This window comes from Amycolatopsis sp. MJM2582, from assembly GCF_000754115.1.
Lineage (GTDB): Bacteria > Actinomycetota > Actinomycetes > Mycobacteriales > Pseudonocardiaceae > Amycolatopsis > Amycolatopsis japonica.
Map to the genome: position 1 here is coordinate 927,799 of NZ_JPLW01000003.1, position 17,052 is coordinate 944,850.

The 17,052-nt window shown below is 69.4% G+C and carries 18 protein-coding genes; 9 read left to right on the top strand and 9 right to left on the bottom strand.

Translation table 11 applies throughout. The annotated features are described in order from the left end of the window. Window positions 1-61: 61 nt before the first annotated feature. The 4 genes from ED92_RS23200 to ED92_RS23215 form a co-directional block, all read right to left on the bottom strand. Complete coding sequence (locus tag ED92_RS23200; RefSeq protein ID WP_037341976.1) at window positions 62-691, bottom strand: lamin tail domain-containing protein; 630 nt, start codon at window positions 689-691, stop codon at window positions 62-64. Between the two features lie 135 nt (window positions 692-826). Beyond that, window positions 827-1,111 carry a helix-turn-helix transcriptional regulator gene (locus ED92_RS23205; RefSeq protein ID WP_037341979.1) on the bottom strand — a complete coding sequence of 95 codons (285 nt, stop codon included), beginning with the start codon at window positions 1,109-1,111 and terminating at the stop codon, window positions 827-829. 32 nt (window positions 1,112-1,143) lie between these two features. Beyond that, on the bottom strand, window positions 1,144-1,644 hold the full coding sequence (locus tag ED92_RS23210) for a lamin tail domain-containing protein (RefSeq protein WP_037341982.1): 501 nt from the start codon (window positions 1,642-1,644) through the stop codon (window positions 1,144-1,146). 100 nt (window positions 1,645-1,744) lie between these two features. Next, on the bottom strand, window positions 1,745-2,440 hold the full coding sequence (locus ED92_RS23215) for a response regulator transcription factor (RefSeq protein ID WP_081975893.1): 696 nt from the start codon (window positions 2,438-2,440) through the stop codon (window positions 1,745-1,747). A gap of 507 nt (window positions 2,441-2,947) precedes the next feature. Here ED92_RS23215 and ED92_RS23220 point away from each other — a divergent pair. Continuing rightward, window positions 2,948-3,367 carry a GNAT family N-acetyltransferase gene (locus ED92_RS23220; protein WP_037341984.1) on the top strand — a complete coding sequence of 140 codons (420 nt, stop codon included), beginning with the start codon at window positions 2,948-2,950 and terminating at the stop codon, window positions 3,365-3,367. Window positions 3,368-3,436: 69 nt separating this feature from the next. On the opposite strand, the gene ED92_RS23225 is transcribed toward ED92_RS23220, so the two are convergent. Next, window positions 3,437-3,961, bottom strand: a complete 525-nt coding sequence (locus tag ED92_RS23225) for a cysteine dioxygenase family protein (RefSeq protein ID WP_037341985.1) — start codon at window positions 3,959-3,961, stop codon at window positions 3,437-3,439. 96 nt (window positions 3,962-4,057) lie between these two features. Here ED92_RS23225 and ED92_RS23230 point away from each other — a divergent pair, with 96 nt between their 5' ends. Beyond that, entirely contained in the window at window positions 4,058-4,924 is an 867-nt protein-coding gene (locus ED92_RS23230; protein ID WP_037341987.1) for a LysR family transcriptional regulator, read from the top strand. A gap of 299 nt (window positions 4,925-5,223) precedes the next feature. On the opposite strand, the gene ED92_RS23235 is transcribed toward ED92_RS23230, so the two are convergent. After that, the gene (locus ED92_RS23235) at window positions 5,224-6,507 is read right to left on the bottom strand and encodes an amidase family protein (protein ID WP_037341989.1); all 1,284 of its coding nucleotides are present in this window, start codon (window positions 6,505-6,507) and stop codon (window positions 5,224-5,226) included. A gap of 101 nt (window positions 6,508-6,608) precedes the next feature. Here ED92_RS23235 and ED92_RS23240 point away from each other — a divergent pair, with 101 nt between their 5' ends. The 4 genes from ED92_RS23240 to ED92_RS23255 are packed head-to-tail and all read left to right on the top strand — an operon-like array spanning window position 6,609 to window position 11,363. Beyond that, window positions 6,609-7,592 (top strand): ornithine cyclodeaminase, encoded by a 984-nt coding sequence (locus ED92_RS23240; protein ID WP_037341991.1) that lies wholly within the window; start codon window positions 6,609-6,611, stop codon window positions 7,590-7,592. Beyond that, window positions 7,583-8,929, top strand: coding sequence for an alanine racemase (locus tag ED92_RS23245; protein ID WP_037341992.1), 1,347 nt, complete (start codon window positions 7,583-7,585; stop codon window positions 8,927-8,929). The genes ED92_RS23240 and ED92_RS23245 overlap by 10 nt, the downstream gene beginning before the upstream one ends. After that, window positions 8,926-9,984, top strand: a complete 1,059-nt coding sequence (locus ED92_RS23250; RefSeq protein ID WP_037341994.1) for a PLP-dependent cysteine synthase family protein — start codon at window positions 8,926-8,928, stop codon at window positions 9,982-9,984. Before ED92_RS23245 ends, ED92_RS23250 begins: the two co-directional genes overlap by 4 nt. Beyond that, window positions 9,981-11,363: an MATE family efflux transporter gene (locus ED92_RS23255; RefSeq protein ID WP_037341995.1), complete on the top strand. Its 1,383-nt coding sequence runs from the start codon at window positions 9,981-9,983 to the stop codon at window positions 11,361-11,363. The genes ED92_RS23250 and ED92_RS23255 overlap by 4 nt, the downstream gene beginning before the upstream one ends. On the opposite strand, the gene ED92_RS23260 is transcribed toward ED92_RS23255, so the two are convergent. Continuing rightward, entirely contained in the window at window positions 11,339-12,280 is a 942-nt protein-coding gene (locus ED92_RS23260) for a hypothetical protein (RefSeq protein WP_037341996.1), read from the bottom strand. The genes ED92_RS23255 and ED92_RS23260 overlap by 25 nt on opposite strands. 126 nt (window positions 12,281-12,406) lie before the next feature. On the opposite strand from ED92_RS23260, the gene ED92_RS23265 reads away from it, so the two are divergent. Then, window positions 12,407-12,829 (top strand): Fur family transcriptional regulator, encoded by a 423-nt coding sequence (locus ED92_RS23265; RefSeq protein WP_037341998.1) that lies wholly within the window; start codon window positions 12,407-12,409, stop codon window positions 12,827-12,829. Between the two features lie 28 nt (window positions 12,830-12,857). After that, complete coding sequence (gene katG / locus ED92_RS23270) at window positions 12,858-15,092, top strand: catalase/peroxidase HPI (RefSeq protein WP_037342578.1); 2,235 nt, start codon at window positions 12,858-12,860, stop codon at window positions 15,090-15,092. Between the two features lie 78 nt (window positions 15,093-15,170). Here katG and ED92_RS23275 read toward each other — a convergent pair whose 3' ends face one another. Next, the gene (locus tag ED92_RS23275) at window positions 15,171-15,950 is read right to left on the bottom strand and encodes a GAF and ANTAR domain-containing protein (RefSeq protein WP_037342579.1); all 780 of its coding nucleotides are present in this window, start codon (window positions 15,948-15,950) and stop codon (window positions 15,171-15,173) included. A gap of 76 nt (window positions 15,951-16,026) precedes the next feature. Next, a complete protein-coding gene (locus ED92_RS23280) occupies window positions 16,027-16,410 on the bottom strand; it encodes a VOC family protein (protein ID WP_037342001.1) in 384 nt (127 codons plus the stop codon). An 81-nt stretch (window positions 16,411-16,491) separates the two neighbouring features. Here ED92_RS23280 and ED92_RS23285 point away from each other — a divergent pair, with 81 nt between their 5' ends. Beyond that, complete coding sequence (locus ED92_RS23285) at window positions 16,492-17,043, top strand: hemerythrin domain-containing protein (RefSeq protein ID WP_037342003.1); 552 nt, start codon at window positions 16,492-16,494, stop codon at window positions 17,041-17,043. Window positions 17,044-17,052: the final 9 nt, after the last annotated feature.

Below are 17,052 nucleotides of genomic sequence, written 5' to 3' on the forward strand. Positions count from 1 at the left end.
AGGGCCCGGACCGCCGACGGCGGCCCGGGCCCGGTCGAGAGACGGGTCGGTGCTGGGGGACTTACAGACCCGGGGTGCGCAGCTGCAGCGAGAAGTCCTGCCGGTTGTTGTCGGTGTCGGTGCTCAGGATGTTGCGGGTGTTCGCCGCGTTGAGCTGATCGGTGACGGCGTTCTCCGGGATCGCGGCCTGGCCTTCACGCGGGGTCACGACCGCGTTGCTGAAGGCCACACCGTCGATCTTCGCGCTCGCCATGTTCTGCAGCGAGAGGCCACCGGCGGTCGGGATGCCCTCGGCGCCGGTCAGCGTGAAGGGGATGACGTAGGTCTGGTCGACGATGGTGCCGGAGAAGTTCTGCCCGACCAGCACCGCGTACTGGCCCGCGTTGCCCTTCGGCTGCAGGATCGTGCCCGCCGGCAGGACGATCGTGTCGGTCACGACGTTCGACGGCGAGTAGATCCGGATCACGTAGCCGCTCACGTCCTGCGGCTGGTTCGAGACGTTGCGCAGCTCGATGAACTCGTCGAGCAGACCGTTCACGCCGCGGGTCGAAACCTCGTTGATGACCACGGTGGACGAGACGAGCGGGGCGGCCTCGGTGCCCTCGCTCTCGCCCGCCGCGTTCGCGACACCACCGGCCATACCCATCGCCAGCATCGCGAATACCGCCGAAACGCCCAGAATTCGTCGCACGGGAAATTCCTTTCAGCTTGGTTTTCCGGGGGATTTTCCGTCGGACCGGAATCCTTTCCCGCCGGTGCCGACACCGACAATCATCCGAGAATCGGGGTGCCGCCGGGAAGGGGCCAGTTTTCCGGTACTTTCGCGTCACGCGATAATGCTCCGGCGCCGCCTTCTGGCGACCGCGGCGGCGAGTTCGAGCTCGCGGCTGGAGGTGTCCAGCACAGCGCTGAGCCACTGCCGCCAATAGGGACCGGGAATGCGTTTTCCCCGCTCCCAGCGGGAAATCTCTTCCCTGGTCACACTGTCGTTGCCGGAGCGGATGTGCAACCTCACGACCAGATCGCCTTGTGACCATCCTTTCGCGATTCGTTGTTCGGCGAGCAGTTCGCACAGCGGGGTCGCGTCCCCGCGTTCGCTGTTCGCGGTCACGACCGCACCTTTCTCGTACCGGTGGTGTGCTTTCAGTCGGCCGGCCGTACGCAACCGAAGTCGGCCTTGTTGTTGTCGGTGTCGCGGCTGACGGCGTCCCTCGACTGGGCGAGCCCGGGGCAGGGGACGGCGGCCTGGTTCTCGCGGCAGGGCGACGACGGCGCCCATCCGACGCTGTCGGCCTTGGCCCCGCGCCGGTCCAGCAGCATCTCGCCGTCCCCGACGATCGCCTCGACGACCAGTTGCTGCGCCGTCCCGCCGAAACCCTGTGCGGTGATGAGGAAATGGTCACCGGCGGGGATCTCGCTCCCGGCGGGCATGGTGGCCAGTTCGACGGGCGTCGCCTCGCCCGTGCACGCCTGAACGGACCAGCCGCCGATGTCGAGGGTGGTGGCGCCGGTGTTGTGCAGGTCGATGTAGCCTGCCGGGCCGCCGAGCACCTCGTGGATCTTGGCCGACGAAGCCCGCACGGTGTCCGGGGCGGGGGTTCCGGCGAGCACGAGGAGCAGGAACAGGGAACCTGGCTTCGTCATGACAGCAACGCTAGAAAAACGATCTCGGTGCCACAGGATACGGCGGGTACCGAACCTCGTCCGGTCTCGGTACTCCCGGTACGCCGCTCGCCCGGCCGGGCTAGCCCCGGTACCCGTCCGCGGTGTGCAACTCGCCTTCGCGTTCGGTCGTCTCCAGCCGCGGCAACGGGTTTCCGCCCGGCCGGAAACGCAGCGCCCGGAACAGGTCGCGCCTGCTGCCGAAGCCCAGCTTCTGCAGGATCCGGCTGACGTAGTTCTTCACGGTCTGCGTCGCTAGGTGCAGTTCTTCGGCGATCTCGTCGTTCGACCACCGGTAGAGGATCAGCGCGAGGATCTCCTCCTCCCGTCTGGTCATCGCGCTCGCGTAGCGCACGGCCTCGGTGACCGCAGGCGGGGTTCCGCCCGCCTGCACGCAGACTCGCTGCCCGGCGAGCGTCGAGCGCACCGCCGACATCACCTGGCCGCCGCTGGCCGACTTGTGCACGAAGCTGTCGGCGCCCGCGTTCAGCGCCATGGCGATGGCCGATGGCGACGAATCACCGGCGAAGACCAGGACGGCCGCGCGTTCGAACTGTTCCTTCACGAACCGGCAGATCGCGGTCCCGGCGGGCTCACCCCAGATCGACAGTTCGGTGATGACCATGTCGGGATGGCTCTTTTCGCACTGCCACAACGCTTCCGGCTCACTCGCGGCTTCGGCCACCGCCCCCACCCCCGCCGAATCCCGCAACAGCCTGCTGAGCGCGTATCTGATGAGGGGTTGATCGTCTACTACGAGCGTGGTGACGCGGTTCATGGTTCCCCTTGGGGTATCGACGGGCGCCCGGTGTGGCCCGGGCCGTGCGGTCGGCCCGGGCCGGGCGGCGCTCGCATTCGCCGAGAACAGGTTCGCTCGCTCGGGCGATCCGTCGAACCGACCGTCGCGGCGACGTCGGTACTCATTTTTCGCCGAATCCTCTTTCGTCGCGGTCCGGCAGTGATCTTCCCGCTTATCCGCGCGGGTGAGGACCAGCAATCGGGTGACAAGGGCGAAAAGCCGCCACGCGGGGCGCCGGATTTGGGCCGGACGGCGGAACGGGGATACAGATTCCGAACGCGCCGCACCGGACGCGTGGAAAGCCAGGATCCGGCGCCCGGCGTAACGGACTGGTTGATTTCGTTGGAAAACCCGATGCGTCCGATATCGACTTCGTGAAGTCGTTTTCCGGGCTCGCTCCGGCGATTCACCGTGGGGCCATTGTGGATGGACCGGCCCCGGGTGCGACGCTGTAGGCCGTTGGTATGACAGAAAGGCAAGCCCGTCATGGACGACTCTTACCGCCTGGAAGCAGGCTCCCCGTCGGTCGACGACTACCTGCGGCTGCGCCGCGAGGCCGGTCTCAGCGAACCGCCGAGGGAACAGGCGGAGCGCGGGGTCGGCGGCGCCTGGACGTCGGTCCGGGTGATCCACCGGCCCACCGGTGAGACCGTCGGGATGGGCCGGGTGATCAGCGACGGCGGGTGGTACTTCCACATCGTCGACATGGCCGTTCTGCCCGCCCACCAGCGCCGCGGCATCGGGGACGCCGTCCTCGAGGCCCTTCTCGCGGCGATCGACGCCGCGGCGCCGGGTGCGTACGTCAATCTGCTCGGCGATCCACCCGGATGGCGGCTCTACGAACGCCACGGTTTCGTGGAGACCGCTCCCGGGACCATCGGCATGCGGCGCCGAAACGCCGGATAGGGCGTCCGGGAATCGTGCGCCGATATCGGTCGGGCGCGCTGGGCGAAATGGCCCTGCCGATTGAGCCTTTCACCGCGCGGTGGCGCGCATCCGGTAATTGCGGCGCACGCTCGTTCCCTTGCTCAGGTCGGCGCCGTACACGTGCAAGGTGATAGCGACGGTGTCGCCCGCGTTGTGCACCTGGTGGATGTCGTCGGGCGGCGCGACGCCGCTCACCGACCCCGCCGGGCGTTGCCGCTGGGCCTTCCGGACCAGCCGATCGTCGTCGATGTCGAAGATGGTCTCGGTCTCGGTTCCTTGCAGGACAAGGAAGGTACACCACACCAGATGATCGTGGATCTCGGTGAGCTGACCGGGCTGCCACACCAGGGCGACGATCGAAAAGGCGGACTCGGCGTGCAGGGTGGTGCGGGTGTAGCCGTCGGGGGAGCCGGCGCGTTCCGCCGCGGTGAGCAGCTGCGGGGTCGGGCGGAGTTCGGTGAGAACATTCGCGACGGCTTGTGCGGTGACAAGGGGTTCGGATGGTCTCCCGGTGCATTGGCTCAGACGTTTAATCAGCTCCGGAAGGCCTGGTCTGAGGGTGGTGACGGTCATTTTTCGTTCTCCCTTCTCGTCGTTTCTCATCGTGGTCCGCCGTCCGGGCGGCGTCCAATGACGACGTTCTTTCCTTGATATAGATATTCTTTATCCATGCTGAATCTGGTGCAGCTCACGGTGCTGGCGGCGGTCGCGCGGCACGGTTCGATGACCGCGGCGGCGAAGGAACTGCACTACACACAGCCGGCGGTGAGCCACCATCTCGCGAGGTTGGAGGCGGCGACGGGCGCGAAGCTGGTCCAACGGATCGGCCGCGGCATCCGGCTCACTCCCGAAGGGGAACTGCTCGCCACCCGCGCCGCCGAGATCGTCGGCCGGGTCGAAGGCGCCGAAGCCGAGCTGGCGGCGCAGGTGGGCTTGCGCGCCGGGCGGGTCCGGATGGCGGGTTTCCAGTCGATCCTGAGCACGATCGTCCCCGACGCGGCCGCGACGCTGGCCCGCGCGCATCCCGGACTCGAACTGGGGCTGGTGGACGAACATCCGGGCGAGGCGCTGCGCATGCTGCGGGAAGGGCGGATCGACGTCGCGCTGATCTTCCGGTACGCGGACACGCCCCGTGAGGAGCAGGGGCTCCGGCTCGTGCACCTGCTGGAGGACCCGATCTATCTGCTCACCAGCGAACCGGGGCAGACCATCGCCGATCACCGTGACTCGACCTGGATCGGCGGCTGCGCCCGCTGCCAGGACGAACTCGTCACGATCTGCGGGCGGGCCGGGTTCGCCCCGCGTATTTCGATGGTCAGCGACGACATCGTGGTCATGCAGGCGCTGGTCGCGGCCCGGATGGGCGTCACCACGCTGCCCCGGCTGGCGCTGCGCGCGCATCGGATGCCCGGGGTGCACGCCACCGAACTGGCCGAAGACCCACGTCAGATCTACGCCGTCACCTACGGCGATCCGCCCGACCCTCCGGCTGCGGCGGCGCTGATCGACGCGCTTCGGGCCAGCATCCGGGCTTAGGTAGTGGTTCTGAAGTACATGAAGGCCCCCTTGCTTGCGCTAGACGCAAGGAAGGGGGCCTTCATGTACTTGGAGGGCCTTCACGTGCGGCCGCTGTGGCTGCTGGTGCTTATGGGGCACAGGCAGCGCTCCTGAAGGTAGTGAAGGCCTCCTTCACTACCTTCAGGGTAGGCAAGGAGGCCTTCACGGACCTGACCCGCGATCGACGTTCGCCCGCCAGTCGCGAAAGCCACTTTCGCGACGTCTGATGTCCCGAAAGTGGCTTTCGCGACACGCGGGCAGCCGCCCTTCATGGACCTCTACAGAACCCGCTCGACGAAAGCCCCCACGCCCAGCAACTTCCGGTCGTCCCCGACCAGACCGTCGAGTGCCAGCCCGGCGGGAAGGCCGTCGCGTGCGCGCCCCATCGGGACGGTCAGGCCGGGGAATCCCGCGATACTGCCGGGCTGGCAGTTGCGGATGAAGGTGGGGAACGTCGGCACCTCGCGCCCTCGGTGCACGAAGCTCCCGACGGCCGAGAAGTCCCGGGCCGTCGCCGGTGTGGTGGGGAAGGCCAGCGCGTCGATGCCGTTCTCGTCGAAGATCTTCGCGTAGGCGCGGCGCAAGGCGGAGCGGGTGGCGAGGGCCGCTTCGTAGACGGCGGGCTCGACGCCCGGCACGACCGCCTCGGCGAAGATAGCCCGGACGTCGGGTGCGGCGATCTCGCGAACGAGCCGCTCGAACGAGACCTCGGGTACGTGCTCGGCGAGGTAGGACCGGAGCCCGACGCCTGCTTCATGGATCACCAGCGGCATTCCCTGATCGACGACGAGTTCGGCGAGGGGCGTGTCGTCGAGCGGCACCAGGGTGACGCCTGCCGCGCCCAAGCGGGCGAGCGCGGCCTCCCAGAGTTCTTCGACGTCTTCGGACAGGTCGCCGGTCAGGAAACCGTGCGGCACACCCAGCCGGATCGACGTGCGCTCGCTCAGCGGTGCCGGCTCTTCCGCCGCGAGGACCGCGTCGAGGAGCGCGAGATCGGTGACCGTGCGGGCGATCGGTCCGGCCGTGTCCCGCGTGCTGCTCAGCGGCGTCATGCCGTCGGACGGGTAGCGGCCCGTGGTGGGCCGGAAACCGCAGACCCCGTTGAGCGCGGCGGGAACCCGGGCCGAACCGCCGGTGTCGGTGCCCAGGCCGGCCGGCACGATGCCCGCCGCGACGGCGACCGCGGTCCCGCCGCTGCTGCCCCCGGCGAACCGGGACGGGTCGCACGCGTTGCGCAGCGGGCCGAGCGGCGTCGTGTCGCAGGTGATGCCGAGGGCGAGTTCGTGCATGGTCGCCTTGCCGACGACGACGGCGCCCGCGTCGGTCAGCCGCCGGACCACGGTCGCGTGCTCGCGCGGAACGTGATGCGCCAGCGCCGGGGTCCCCGCGGTGTTCGGCATCCCGGCGACGTGGATGTTGTCCTTGACCACCAACGGGATCCCGCTGAGCGGGCCCGCCTGCGCGGTCGCGTGATTGTGCGGCGCCAGATGGCCGATCGCGTTGAGATGCCGCACTTCTTCCGCTCGCGCGCGGCTTTCCGAAGCGCTCCAGGGTCCACTCACGGCCGCCAGCCTAGCGTGACAAGGGCCACAGTCATCGATAAAGACAATCATTTTCATTAAGCTGCGGCGCGCCACCTTCCCACGAGAAAGGTCGATCGTTCATGAGCTCCGGTCCCTCGCTGCACATACTCACGCGCTCGGATCTGCACAGCCTCGAACTCACCCCTGGCGAGGCGATCACGATGGTCGAAGACGGCTATCTGGCCTACGCGGCCGGGGCGTCGCGGAACCCGGCGAAGCTGATGGTGCCGATGCCGGACCCCGCGCGGGACGCCGTCGCGTACTCGATGCTCGGCTACGACGGTTCCCTCGAACAGGCCGCGTTCAAGACGAGCTACCGCCAGGGCAGCACGTCGGCCGAGAAGTACTACACGACCATCACCCTGTACGACGACACCACGGGCCTGCCGTTCGCGCTCATGGACTGCCACCGCGTCGGCGCCACCCGCACGCCCGCGAGCACCGCGTTGATCGCGCGGTCCTGCGCTCGGCCGGGCGCGCGATCCGCGCTCATGGTCGGCTCCGGTGCGCAGGGGATCCGGACGCTGCCGTACCTGCTCACCGCCCTGCCGGAGCTGGAGCGGCTGCGGCTGTTCGGCACGCATCCCGACGGTCTTCGCGACAGCGTCGCCGCGCTGAAGGAGCGCTTCCCCGACCGCGAGGTCGAACTCGTCGACGACGTGGAGGCCGCGGCGCGCGAGTCCGACATCGTGGTCGCCGCGTCGGGCCGGGCGGCCCACCCGAAGATCCGCCTCGGCTGGCTGCCGCCGGGCGGCCTGCTGATCTCGGTCGCCAGCAAGGGAGTCCAGGAAGGCACGCTCGCCGAGGCCGACTACACGGTGGCCACCAGCGGCGCGCAGGTCGAGGTGACCGGGCAGCGGATGGCGGGTCCGGACGGCGTGTTCCGCATCGACGCCGAACTCCCGGAGATCCTCGCGGGCAAGGCCCCCGGCCGCCGCGGCGACGAAGACCGGGTGTTCGCCTTCAGCAGCGGCATGATCATCACCGACATCCCGGTGGCGCACGCGCTGGCCGCGCGTGCCATCGCCGCCGGCCGCGGCCGCGAGGTGGCCCTGTGGACCTGATCGACACCCTGTCCCCGCCCCTGCCCGCGCTCGAACGTCCCTGGGCGCACCGGTTGCGTGACTCCGAGACGCTGTGGGAGATCGCCCGCGGGGTCGGCGGCGGTCCGTTCCACGTGATCCATCCGGCCACCTTCGCCGAGAACCTCGCGGGAATGGTCGACGCGCTCGCCGCCGAACGCGTCGAAGGCACCGTTTACTACGGGAAGAAGGCGAACAAGGCGGCGGCCTGGCTGCGGGAGTGCACGCGTCCCGGCACGGGGGTCGACGTCGCGAGTGTGCCCGAACTGGTGCACGCCCTCGGAAACGGCCTGCGCGGCGAGTCGATCGGGGTCACCGGCGCCGCCAAACCCGACGGACTCCTTTGGCTCGCCCTACGGCATCGCTGTCTCATCGCGGTGGACGCGGCCGACGAGCTGGAACGCGTCGCCCGGCTCGCCACCGAACTGGGGGAGACCGCCGAAGTGCTGCTGCGGGTGCGGCCGCCGTCCGCGCCGGAGAGCCGGTTCGGTTTCGCGCCCGACGCGGTGAAAGCGGCGGTGCGACAGTGCGGCGGCCCGGTTGTCCTGCGGGGTTTCTCGTTCCACCTCGACGGCTACGACCCCGTGCCACGGGCGGAACTCGCCGCGTATCTGATCGATCTGTGCCACGACGCCCGCGCGCTCGGGCATCCCGCGTCCAAGATCAGCGCGGGCGGCGGGATCGCCGTGTCCTATGTGGACGCCGGTGACTGGGCGCGGTTCGAGTCCGGCAGGCACGACGGCTGGTTCCACGCCGGCCGCAATCCGGCCAGGACGTACCCGTACCACCAGGCGCCGACCGGGGCGGCGATGGTGACCGCGATCCTCCGGCACGAGATCGCCGGGAAGACACTGGCGGAGCGCCTGCGCGCGGCCGGGATCGAGCTGCTGCTCGAACCCGGCCGGGCCCTCGTCGACGGCGCCGGGTTCTCGGTGTTCCCGGTGCTGGGCTGCAAACCGGGCGGAGACCACCTGATCACCACGGTCGCGGGCCTGTCCATGAGCCTGTCCGAACAGTGGAAGGGCAGCGAGTTCCTGCCCGACCCGCTGCTCGTGCGCCGGGACGGGCCGGGCGGCACGCCGGTGCGGACCATCGTCGCCGGGTCGAGCTGCATGGAGTACGACGTGCTGACCTGGCGTGCGGTGGAGCTGCCCGCGCGGCCGAGGACCGGCGACCTGCTCGTGTACCCCAACACGGCCGGCTACCAGATGGACAAGAACGAGAGCGGTTTCCACCAGCTTCCGTTGCCGCCGAAAGTGGTGGTCGACGGCGATCGCTGGCACCTCGACACCGACCACCCGATCCAGGAGATCCGATGACGATCGTCCGGCGCGCGTCCGACCTGATCGGGAACACGCCGCTGCTGGAGCTCGCGCGCACCGGCACCGGCACGCGCCTGCTGCTCAAACTCGACCACCTCAACCCCACCGGCTCGTGCAAGGTGCGCATGGCCAGGCAGATGATCGACGAGGCGGAGCTCGACGGACACCTGCGGCCGGGCGGGCATATCGTCGAACCCACCTCCGGCAACACCGGGAACGGGCTCGCGCTGGTCGCACTGGAACGCGGCTACCGGTTCACCGCCGTGGTCGATCACCACGCCGCCCGCGAGAAACTCGGGATGCTGCGCGCGCTCGGCGCGGAACTGGTGTTCGTCGACTGCCCGCCGGACGGCGGGGTCAGTTCGGTCCAGCGGCGGCGGGTGGCGGCCCGCATCGCCGCGGAAACCGGTGCCTACCATCCCGATCAGCACAACCATCCCGGCAACGGCAACGGCTACACCGGGCTGGCGCGGGAACTCCTCGACCAACTCGGCGACGTCGACGTGCTCGTCGCGGCGATCGGCACGGGCGGCTCCCTGTGCGGTACGGCCCGCGCCTTGCGCGCGGCGGGTGCGGGCACCCACGCGGTGGCGGTCGAACCCGTCGGCTCGATCATCTTCGGTGGCGCGCCGGGGATCTACCACCAGACCGGGGCGGGCAGCCCGGCCGGTTTCCCGATCGGGGACAACGTCGACCGGTCGGTGATCGGCGAAGCCCACCGCGTTTCCGACAGTGACGCGTTCGCCGGGGCCCGCGTCGTCGCCCGGCGGACCGGGGTACTGGTCGGCGGGACCACCGGCGGCGCGATCCACGTCGCGCTGCGACGGCTTTACGCGTATCCGGCCGGAAGTGTCGTCGTGGTGCTGTGCAACGACGCGGGGGAGAAGTACCTCGACTCGGTGTACGACGACGAGTGGCTGCGCGCCAGGGGCGTACTCGACGAACTGGCCCACCGCCGGATGGACCGCTGGTTCGCCACCTACGCCGAATCCGTGAAGGTCGCCACGCGCGACCGGGCGGTGCGCCGGACCCCGGTGGCGGTGGGCGGATGAGCACGGCGGTGACGACCCGCGGCTACCGGGCGCTCGCCGGGCTGGCCGCGCCGATCGCGGGGATCCAGCTGGCACAGGTCGCGCTCACCAGCGTCGACCTGGCCATGCTCGGACTGCTCGGGGTGACCGCGGTGGCGGCGGGCGGGCTGGCGATCCTGCTCTACAACCAGATCCGCACCATGTGCGTCGGCATGGTCACCGGCGTCGGGAACCTCGTGGCGACGGCGGCCGGGGCCGGGGAACTCCGCACCGGCACCGGCGAACTCGACGAGCGGGCGCGGGACGAGATCCGGTCGCTCCTGCGGTCGGCGCTGCTCGTCGCGACCCTGACCGCGGCACTCGGCGCGGCCGTCCTTTGTGGACTCGCCGTCGCGTTGCCCTCGCTCGGCCAGAAACCGGAGATCGTGTCGCTCGCCGGTCCGATGATGTTCGCGCTGGCCGGCGGGCTGTTCCCGATGGTGTGGCTCAACGTGGTGCGCCAGTTCGCCGTCGGGTTGCGGCGGCCGGGTTCGCTCCTCGCCGTGACGCTGGTGTCGATCGCGGTCAACGCCGCCCTCAACGCCGCCTTCGTCTACGGGTGGGCGGGCCTGCCCGAGCTGGGCGTCGCCGGTATCGGCCTGGCGACGACGTTGGTCCAGTTCTTCACGCTCGCCGTGTTCGCCTCGGCCCTCCGGCGGGATCCGCAGTTGCGCCCCATGGTGTCCCTCGCGCTGTGGCGCGCCGACCGGGCGGTGGTCCGGCGCATCGTCCGGCACGGGACGCCGATCTGCTTCACCTACGGTTCGGAAGCGGCGATCACCTCGATCGCGACGATGCTGATGGGTGCGTTCGGCCCCGCGATGCTCGCCGCGTCGAACGTCGCGAACCAGCTCGCCTACATCGTCTACCAGGCCAACATCGGGCTGTCGCAGGGATCGTCCATTTTGGTCAGTCGCGCGGTCGCCCACGGGGACCGGGATCGCGCACCGGTGATCGCCCGCCAGGCGCTCACCCTCTCCTGGTCCTTGATGGCGGTGGTGAGCCTGGCATACCTGCTGGTGCCGCAAGTGCTGCTGTGGCCGTTCCTGCGCGACGAGACCGACGCGGTGGTGCTCGGCACGGCGTCGACCCTGCTGGTGTTCGCCATCGCGCAGCAGTACAGCAAGGGAACGCAGAACATCCTCGTCGGCCTGCTGCGCGGGCTCGGTGACACCGTTTCCGGCCTCCGTTGCACTCTCGTGGGGTACTGGGCGGTGGGCGTGCCCGCGATGTTCTTGTGCGCCTACGTGTTCGCCTGGGGCGGGTGGGGGGTCTGGGGCGGGCTGTGTCTCGGCTTCGCGGCGACCGCGATCCTGCTCGGACGACGTTTCGCCGGTCAAGGAGCCGGTTCGGCGCGATAGCGGTCGATCCGGGCGAGCAGGTCGCGGGAGGCCGGATCGGCGTCTCCGCGCAGAAGTGCCGCCAGCGGCGCGAGGCGGTCCTTGGTACGGGTGGAACCGAGGCCCCGCGCGAGGTCCAGCGCCTCGTCGCCGATGCGGACGGCTTCGTCGAAATCGCCTTGGAGCGCGTGGTTCTGCGCGAGCATGATCAGGGTGAGCGCGAGGCTGCGGGACATGTCGACGCCATAGCCGTCGACGGCGTCGCGTAGCCGCACGATGGCTTCTTCGCTGTGCCGCGCGGCGACCGTCCTGGCCAATTCGGTCAGGACGGTCCCGCGCATCGCGGCCATGTCCGTGGTGCCGAAGAAGGCTTCCCACGGCCGTGGCGCTGCCCAGGTGCCCGCGTTCTCGAACTCGCACTCCGCCCTCGCCAGGCTCGTGAGGGCGGCGCGCTCGTCGCCCGCCTTGGCCAGTGCCCACGCCTCGTTGACCGTCAGGATCGCTTGTGCCCGCAGGGAACCGCAGCGGTGGGCGGCGGCTTGGCCCTGACGGAGATGGTCCAGCCCGCCTTCGACGTCGTCGTGGTGCAGTGCCAGCCTGCCGAGGCGGTAACAGATGTTGGCCATGAGATCGTCGTTGCCCGCCGCGGCGGCGAGGCCGAGCGCGCGGTCGAACCGGAGCCGTGCCGGGACGGGGCGGCCGATGTCGAATTCCGTCCAGCCCAGCAGATTGTGCAGATCCGCGAGCACGGTCAGCAGCCGGGACCGGAGCCCGCCGGGGACGGCACCCCAATTGAGCAGCAGGCTGACCGACTTCACGACGTGCACCGCGTCGCGGGAAAAGGCGCCGCCCTGCCGGTAGTCCAACGCGCGCAGCGTATCGACCGCGTTTTCGAGACATTCGACGTCGGCGACACCGATCCGGCCGGTCGTTGTCATGAACTCACCTCACGCAAGTCATGGCTCGGTCCACGGCTACCCGGTGTCAGCGCGTTCGAAACCGGCCTTCACTCCCCGGGGTTCTTGATTTGACCCGTTCCAAAGACGCTCTTATCGTCCTTGGTGATGTCCGACTTCGAGGCACAGCTGCGAGCGGTTTCGTTGCGCGTGACGCGGCCTCGGCTGGCCGTGCTCGCGGCGCTGCGCGACCATCCGCATGTCGACACCGAAACGGTGATCACGCTGGTGCGGGCCGATCTGCCGACGGTCTCGCACCAGGCGGTGTACGACGTCCTGCGAGCGCTCACCGAAACCGGTCTGATCCGGCGGATCCAGCCCGCCGGCGCGCTCGCCCGTTACGAGACCCGGGTGGGGGACAACCATCACCATGTCGTGTGCCGTTCCTGCGGGGCGATCGCGGATGTCGATTGCGCCGTCGGCCATGCCCCCTGTCTCACCGCTTCGGGCGATCACGGGTTCGTGATCGACGAGGCGGAGGTCGTCTACTGGGGCCTGTGCCCCGGCTGTGCGGCCGAACCTGTCCAGTGATGAATTCGCCTGCTCGGAAGGAAAGAAATTGAGTGACAACCCGGAGAAGGGCTGCCCGGTGGCCCACGACTCCGTGACCGCGCACGGTAGCGAGAGCGAGAACCCGGCGATCGACTCGCCGACGCCCAAATCGGGCGGCCGCCCGCGCACCAACAAGGACTGGTGGCCCAACCAGCTCGACCTCTCGGTGCTGCACGCCCACTCGTCGAAGTCGAACCCGCTCGGCGTGGACTTCAGCTACGCCAAGGAATTCGCCAAACTCGACGTCGAGGCCCTCAAACGCGATATCACCGAGGTGCTCACCACCTCGCAGGACTGGTGGCCGGCCGACTTCGGCCACTACGGCGGCCTGATGATCCGGATGAGCTGGCACGCCGCGGGCACCTACCGCATCCACGACGGCCGAGGCGGCGCCGGTGACGGCGCGCAGCGGTTCGCCCCGCTCAACAGCTGGCCCGACAACGCCAACCTCGACAAGGCACGGCGGCTGCTGTGGCCGGTCAAGGAGAAGTACGGCCAGCAGATCTCGTGGGCCGACCTGCTCGTGCTCGCCGGGAACGTCGCGCTGGAGTCGATGGGGTTCAAGACGTTCGGCTTCGGTTTCGGCCGCGTGGACACCTGGGAGCCCGAGGAGATCTTCTGGGGTCCCGAAGACACCTGGCTGGGTGACGAGCGTTACGCGAGCGACACCGAGATGGTCCCCGACGTCGGCGCGACCGAGATGGGCCTCATCTACGTCAACCCCGAGGGACCGCGCGGCAACGCGGACCCGGCCGCCGCGGCGCATTTCATCCGGGAGACCTTCGCCCGGATGGCGATGAACGACGAGGAGACCGTCGCGCTCATCGCCGGAGGCCACACCTTCGGCAAGACCCACGGCGCCGGTATCGCCGACGACCACGTCGGCCCGGAGCCCGAAGCCGCCCCGCTCGAGACGCAGGGCCTCGGCTGGCTGAGCACCCACGGCAGCGGCAAGGGCGCGGACACGATCACCAGCGGCCTCGAGGTGACGTGGACCGACAAGCCGACGCAGTGGAGCAACCGTTTCTTCGAGATCCTCTTCGGCTACGAATGGGAGCTCACCACCAGCCCCGGCGGCGCCAAGCAGTACGTCGCCAAGGACGCCGAGGCGATCATCCCGGACGCCCACGACCCGGCCAAGAAGCACAAGCCGACCATGCTCACCACGGATCTGGCGCTGCGCGTCGACCCGGAGTACGAGAAGATCTCGCGCCGCTTCCTGGAGAACCCGGACGACTTCGCGCTCGCGTTCGCCAAGGCCTGGTACAAACTGCTGCACCGCGACATGGGCCCGGTCAGCCGTTTCCTGGGGCCGTGGGTGCCCGAACCGCAGCTGTGGCAGGACCCGGTGCCGGACGTCGACCACGAACTCGTGGGGGACGCCGACATCGCCGCGCTCAAGACGAAGGTGCTCGAGTCCGGGCTCACAATCGAGCAGCTGGTCGGCACGGCGTGGGCGTCCGCTGCGAGCTTCCGGTCCACCGACAAGCGCGGCGGTGCCAACGGGGCCAGGATCCGCCTGGCGCCCCAGCGTGACTGGGAGGTCAACCGGCCGGAGGAGCTCGCGAGCGTGCTGGAGACCCTGGAGGGCATCCAGCGCGAGTTCAACGACGCCGGTGGCGCCAAGATCTCGCTGGCCGACCTGATCGTGCTGGCGGGCACGGCCGCCGTCGAGAAGGCGGCGCGCGACGCGGGCGCCGACGTGACCGTGGCGTTCCACCCCGGCCGCACCGACGCCACCCAGGAGGACACCGACGTCGAGTCGTTCGCGCTGCTCGAACCGCGTGCCGACGGGTTCCGCAACCACCTGCGTCCCGAGGAGAAACTGCAGCCGGAGGTCCTGCTGGTCGAGCGCGCCTACATGCTCGATCTGACGGCGCCCGAGATGACCGTCCTCGTCGGCGGCCTGCGTGCGCTCGGGATCACCGCCGGCGACACCCGGCACGGCGTCTTCACCGACCGGCCCGGTGTGCTCACCAACGACTTCTTCACCAATCTCCTCTCGCCGGGCACCCGGTGGAAGGTGTCGGAGTCCGAGGAGAACGTGTACGAGATCCGCGACGCCGGCACGGACGCGGTGAAGTGGACGGCGACCGCGGTCGACCTCGTTTTCGGCTCCAATTCGCAGCTGAGGGCACTGTCCGAGGTCTATGCGGGTCAGGCCGGGCGGGAGCGGTTCGTCGCGGACTTCGCCAAGGCGTGGACCAAGGTCATGGAACTGGACCGGTTCGACCTCGACTGACGCCGGTACAGCTGGACGTGACTCGCGTGAAGGCCTCCTTCCCTCGGCTCAGCCGAGGGAAGGAGGCCTTCACGCGCATCAAGGGGTGTCGAGTTCCGAATGCCGGCTGGCCAGGGTCTGGGCGACTTCGGCGAGTTTGACGTTGAGGTCCTGGGAGGTCCGGCGCAGCAGGTCGAAGGCCTCGTCGGCGGTCAGGCCGCGACGTTGCATGAGGATCCCTTTCGCCTGTCCGATGACGTCGCGCGATTCGACGGCCCGCCGGAGATGGCTCGACTCCAGCTCGGCCCGGCTCACGGCGGTGGTGCCCGCCAGCGCGAGCGAGCCGTGCGTGGCCAGCAGGAGTGCGGAGTCCTGGGCCTCCGAGCCGAGGGCGCCGGGGTGGTGGCTGTAGATGTTCAGTGCGCCGGGCATCCTGGGCGGGTTCGCGTCGGGCATCAGCACGGTGGACAGGATCGCGGTGTAGCCGTGCCGCACGGCCGCCGCGGAGAAATCCGGCCACCGCTTCTCCGCCTTCAGATCCTCACTGCGGATGTAGCCGGGGCTTCCGCTGTCGGCCGCATCGACGCAGGGCCCCGTTCCGGCGCGATACTGCACCTCGTCGAGCTCCAGCGCCACCTCGCCGGTCGAAACCGGGGTGTGGAAGGTCCCGTCCGGGGCACGGAGGGTGACCGACACCAGATCCGCGCCCGGGATCACCCAGTACGCGGCGGCGACGACCTGTTCGAGGACCTGGGCCGGTGTCGAGGCGGCAAGGAGCAGGCGCGTGAGTTCGACGAACTGGCCTGCCAGCGGGCCCGAGGTGTACTCGCCGGAGCCGAATCCGTCCTTGTCGCGTTGCCACAGTCTTTCGTCCGCCATCAGCTGACCATCCCAGTCGGGTTCGGTGTCCCTCGCGGGATACCCGGTGGTGCCGCCCGTCAACCCCATGACCGTCCTAAGTGGACGGTTCTACGCGCTTGCGAAGCAGGCAGAACACGTTTCCTTCGGGGTCGGCGAGCACGTGCCACGACTCCTCCCCGGTCTGTCCGACGTCGGCGGGCCGGGCCCCGGCGGCGAGCAGCCGCTCCAGCTCCGCGTCCTGGTCGCGGTCGGTGGGGTTCACGTCGATGTGCAGGGGGAGTTTGCCCGGTTTCGGGTCGTCGCTGCGGCTCAGGATCAACGTCGGCTGCGGGCCGCCGAAGCCGACGCCGGGCGGACCGATCTCGATGTCTTCGCCGTCCTTGCCGATCTCGACGTATCCGAGCACTTCGCACCAGAACGCCGCCATCCGGACCGGATCGGCGCAGTCGAGGATGAGTTCGGTGATACGGCAGGCCATACGGCCGAGGATAGCCCGGTTGAATCCGCGCGGAACGGGTATCCGGGTGCGTCGAGTTGATCCCGAACCGAGGAGGCGGCCGTGGCGGGCGACGTCGTGGACTTGATCATGCAGGACCACCGCGAGGTGGAGCGGCTGTTCCGCGAGCTCGAGCGGCATCCCGAGAAACGGCCACTGCTCGTCCCGGTGCTCTCGTCGCTGCTCACCGCGCACAGCCGCGCCGAGGAGGCCGAGGTGTACCCGGCCGCCAAGGGCGAGGAGGACGAGGCCGAAGACGTCGCGCACGGCCAGAAGGAACACGCCGAAGCGGAGCAGTTGCTCGCGAAGCTGAACGAAACCGAGCCCGAATCGAAGCAGTTCGAGAAGGTGCTCTCCGACCTCGTCGAGGCCGTCACGCATCACGTGAAGGAAGAGGAATCCACCGTCCTGCCGAAGATGCGGCGTGAGCTGAACGAAGCCCGGCGACGCGAGCTAGGGGAGGCTTTCGTGAGCAGCCGGACCGCGCATCTCGGCGACCGTCCCGGTGAGGCCACCAAACGGGAGTTGCTGACCCAGGCGCGCAACGCGGGCGTGACGGGTGCTTCGAAGATGGACAAGGACCAGATCGCGCGCGAGGTGGCCAAGTCTTCCTGATCGCGACGG

Coding starts and splice junctions, on each gene's coding strand:
- ED92_RS23210 (WP_037341982.1), bottom strand. CDS start 1,644: ATGACGAAGCCAGGTTCCCTGTTCCTGCTCCTCGTGCTCGCCGGAACC.
- ED92_RS23215 (WP_081975893.1), bottom strand. CDS start 2,440: ATGAACCGCGTCACCACGCTCGTAGTAGACGATCAACCCCTCATCAGA.
- ED92_RS23220 (WP_037341984.1), top strand. CDS start 2,948: ATGGACGACTCTTACCGCCTGGAAGCAGGCTCCCCGTCGGTCGACGAC.
- ED92_RS23225 (WP_037341985.1), bottom strand. CDS start 3,961: ATGACCGTCACCACCCTCAGACCAGGCCTTCCGGAGCTGATTAAACGT.
- ED92_RS23230 (WP_037341987.1), top strand. CDS start 4,058: ATGCTGAATCTGGTGCAGCTCACGGTGCTGGCGGCGGTCGCGCGGCAC.
- ED92_RS23240 (WP_037341991.1), top strand. CDS start 6,609: ATGAGCTCCGGTCCCTCGCTGCACATACTCACGCGCTCGGATCTGCAC.
- ED92_RS23250 (WP_037341994.1), top strand. CDS start 8,926: ATGACGATCGTCCGGCGCGCGTCCGACCTGATCGGGAACACGCCGCTG.
- ED92_RS23255 (WP_037341995.1), top strand. CDS start 9,981: ATGAGCACGGCGGTGACGACCCGCGGCTACCGGGCGCTCGCCGGGCTG.
- ED92_RS23260 (WP_037341996.1), bottom strand. CDS start 12,280: ATGACAACGACCGGCCGGATCGGTGTCGCCGACGTCGAATGTCTCGAA.
- ED92_RS23265 (WP_037341998.1), top strand. CDS start 12,407: ATGTCCGACTTCGAGGCACAGCTGCGAGCGGTTTCGTTGCGCGTGACG.
- ED92_RS23275 (WP_037342579.1), bottom strand. CDS start 15,950: ATGGCGGACGAAAGACTGTGGCAACGCGACAAGGACGGATTCGGCTCC.
- ED92_RS23280 (WP_037342001.1), bottom strand. CDS start 16,410: ATGGCCTGCCGTATCACCGAACTCATCCTCGACTGCGCCGATCCGGTC.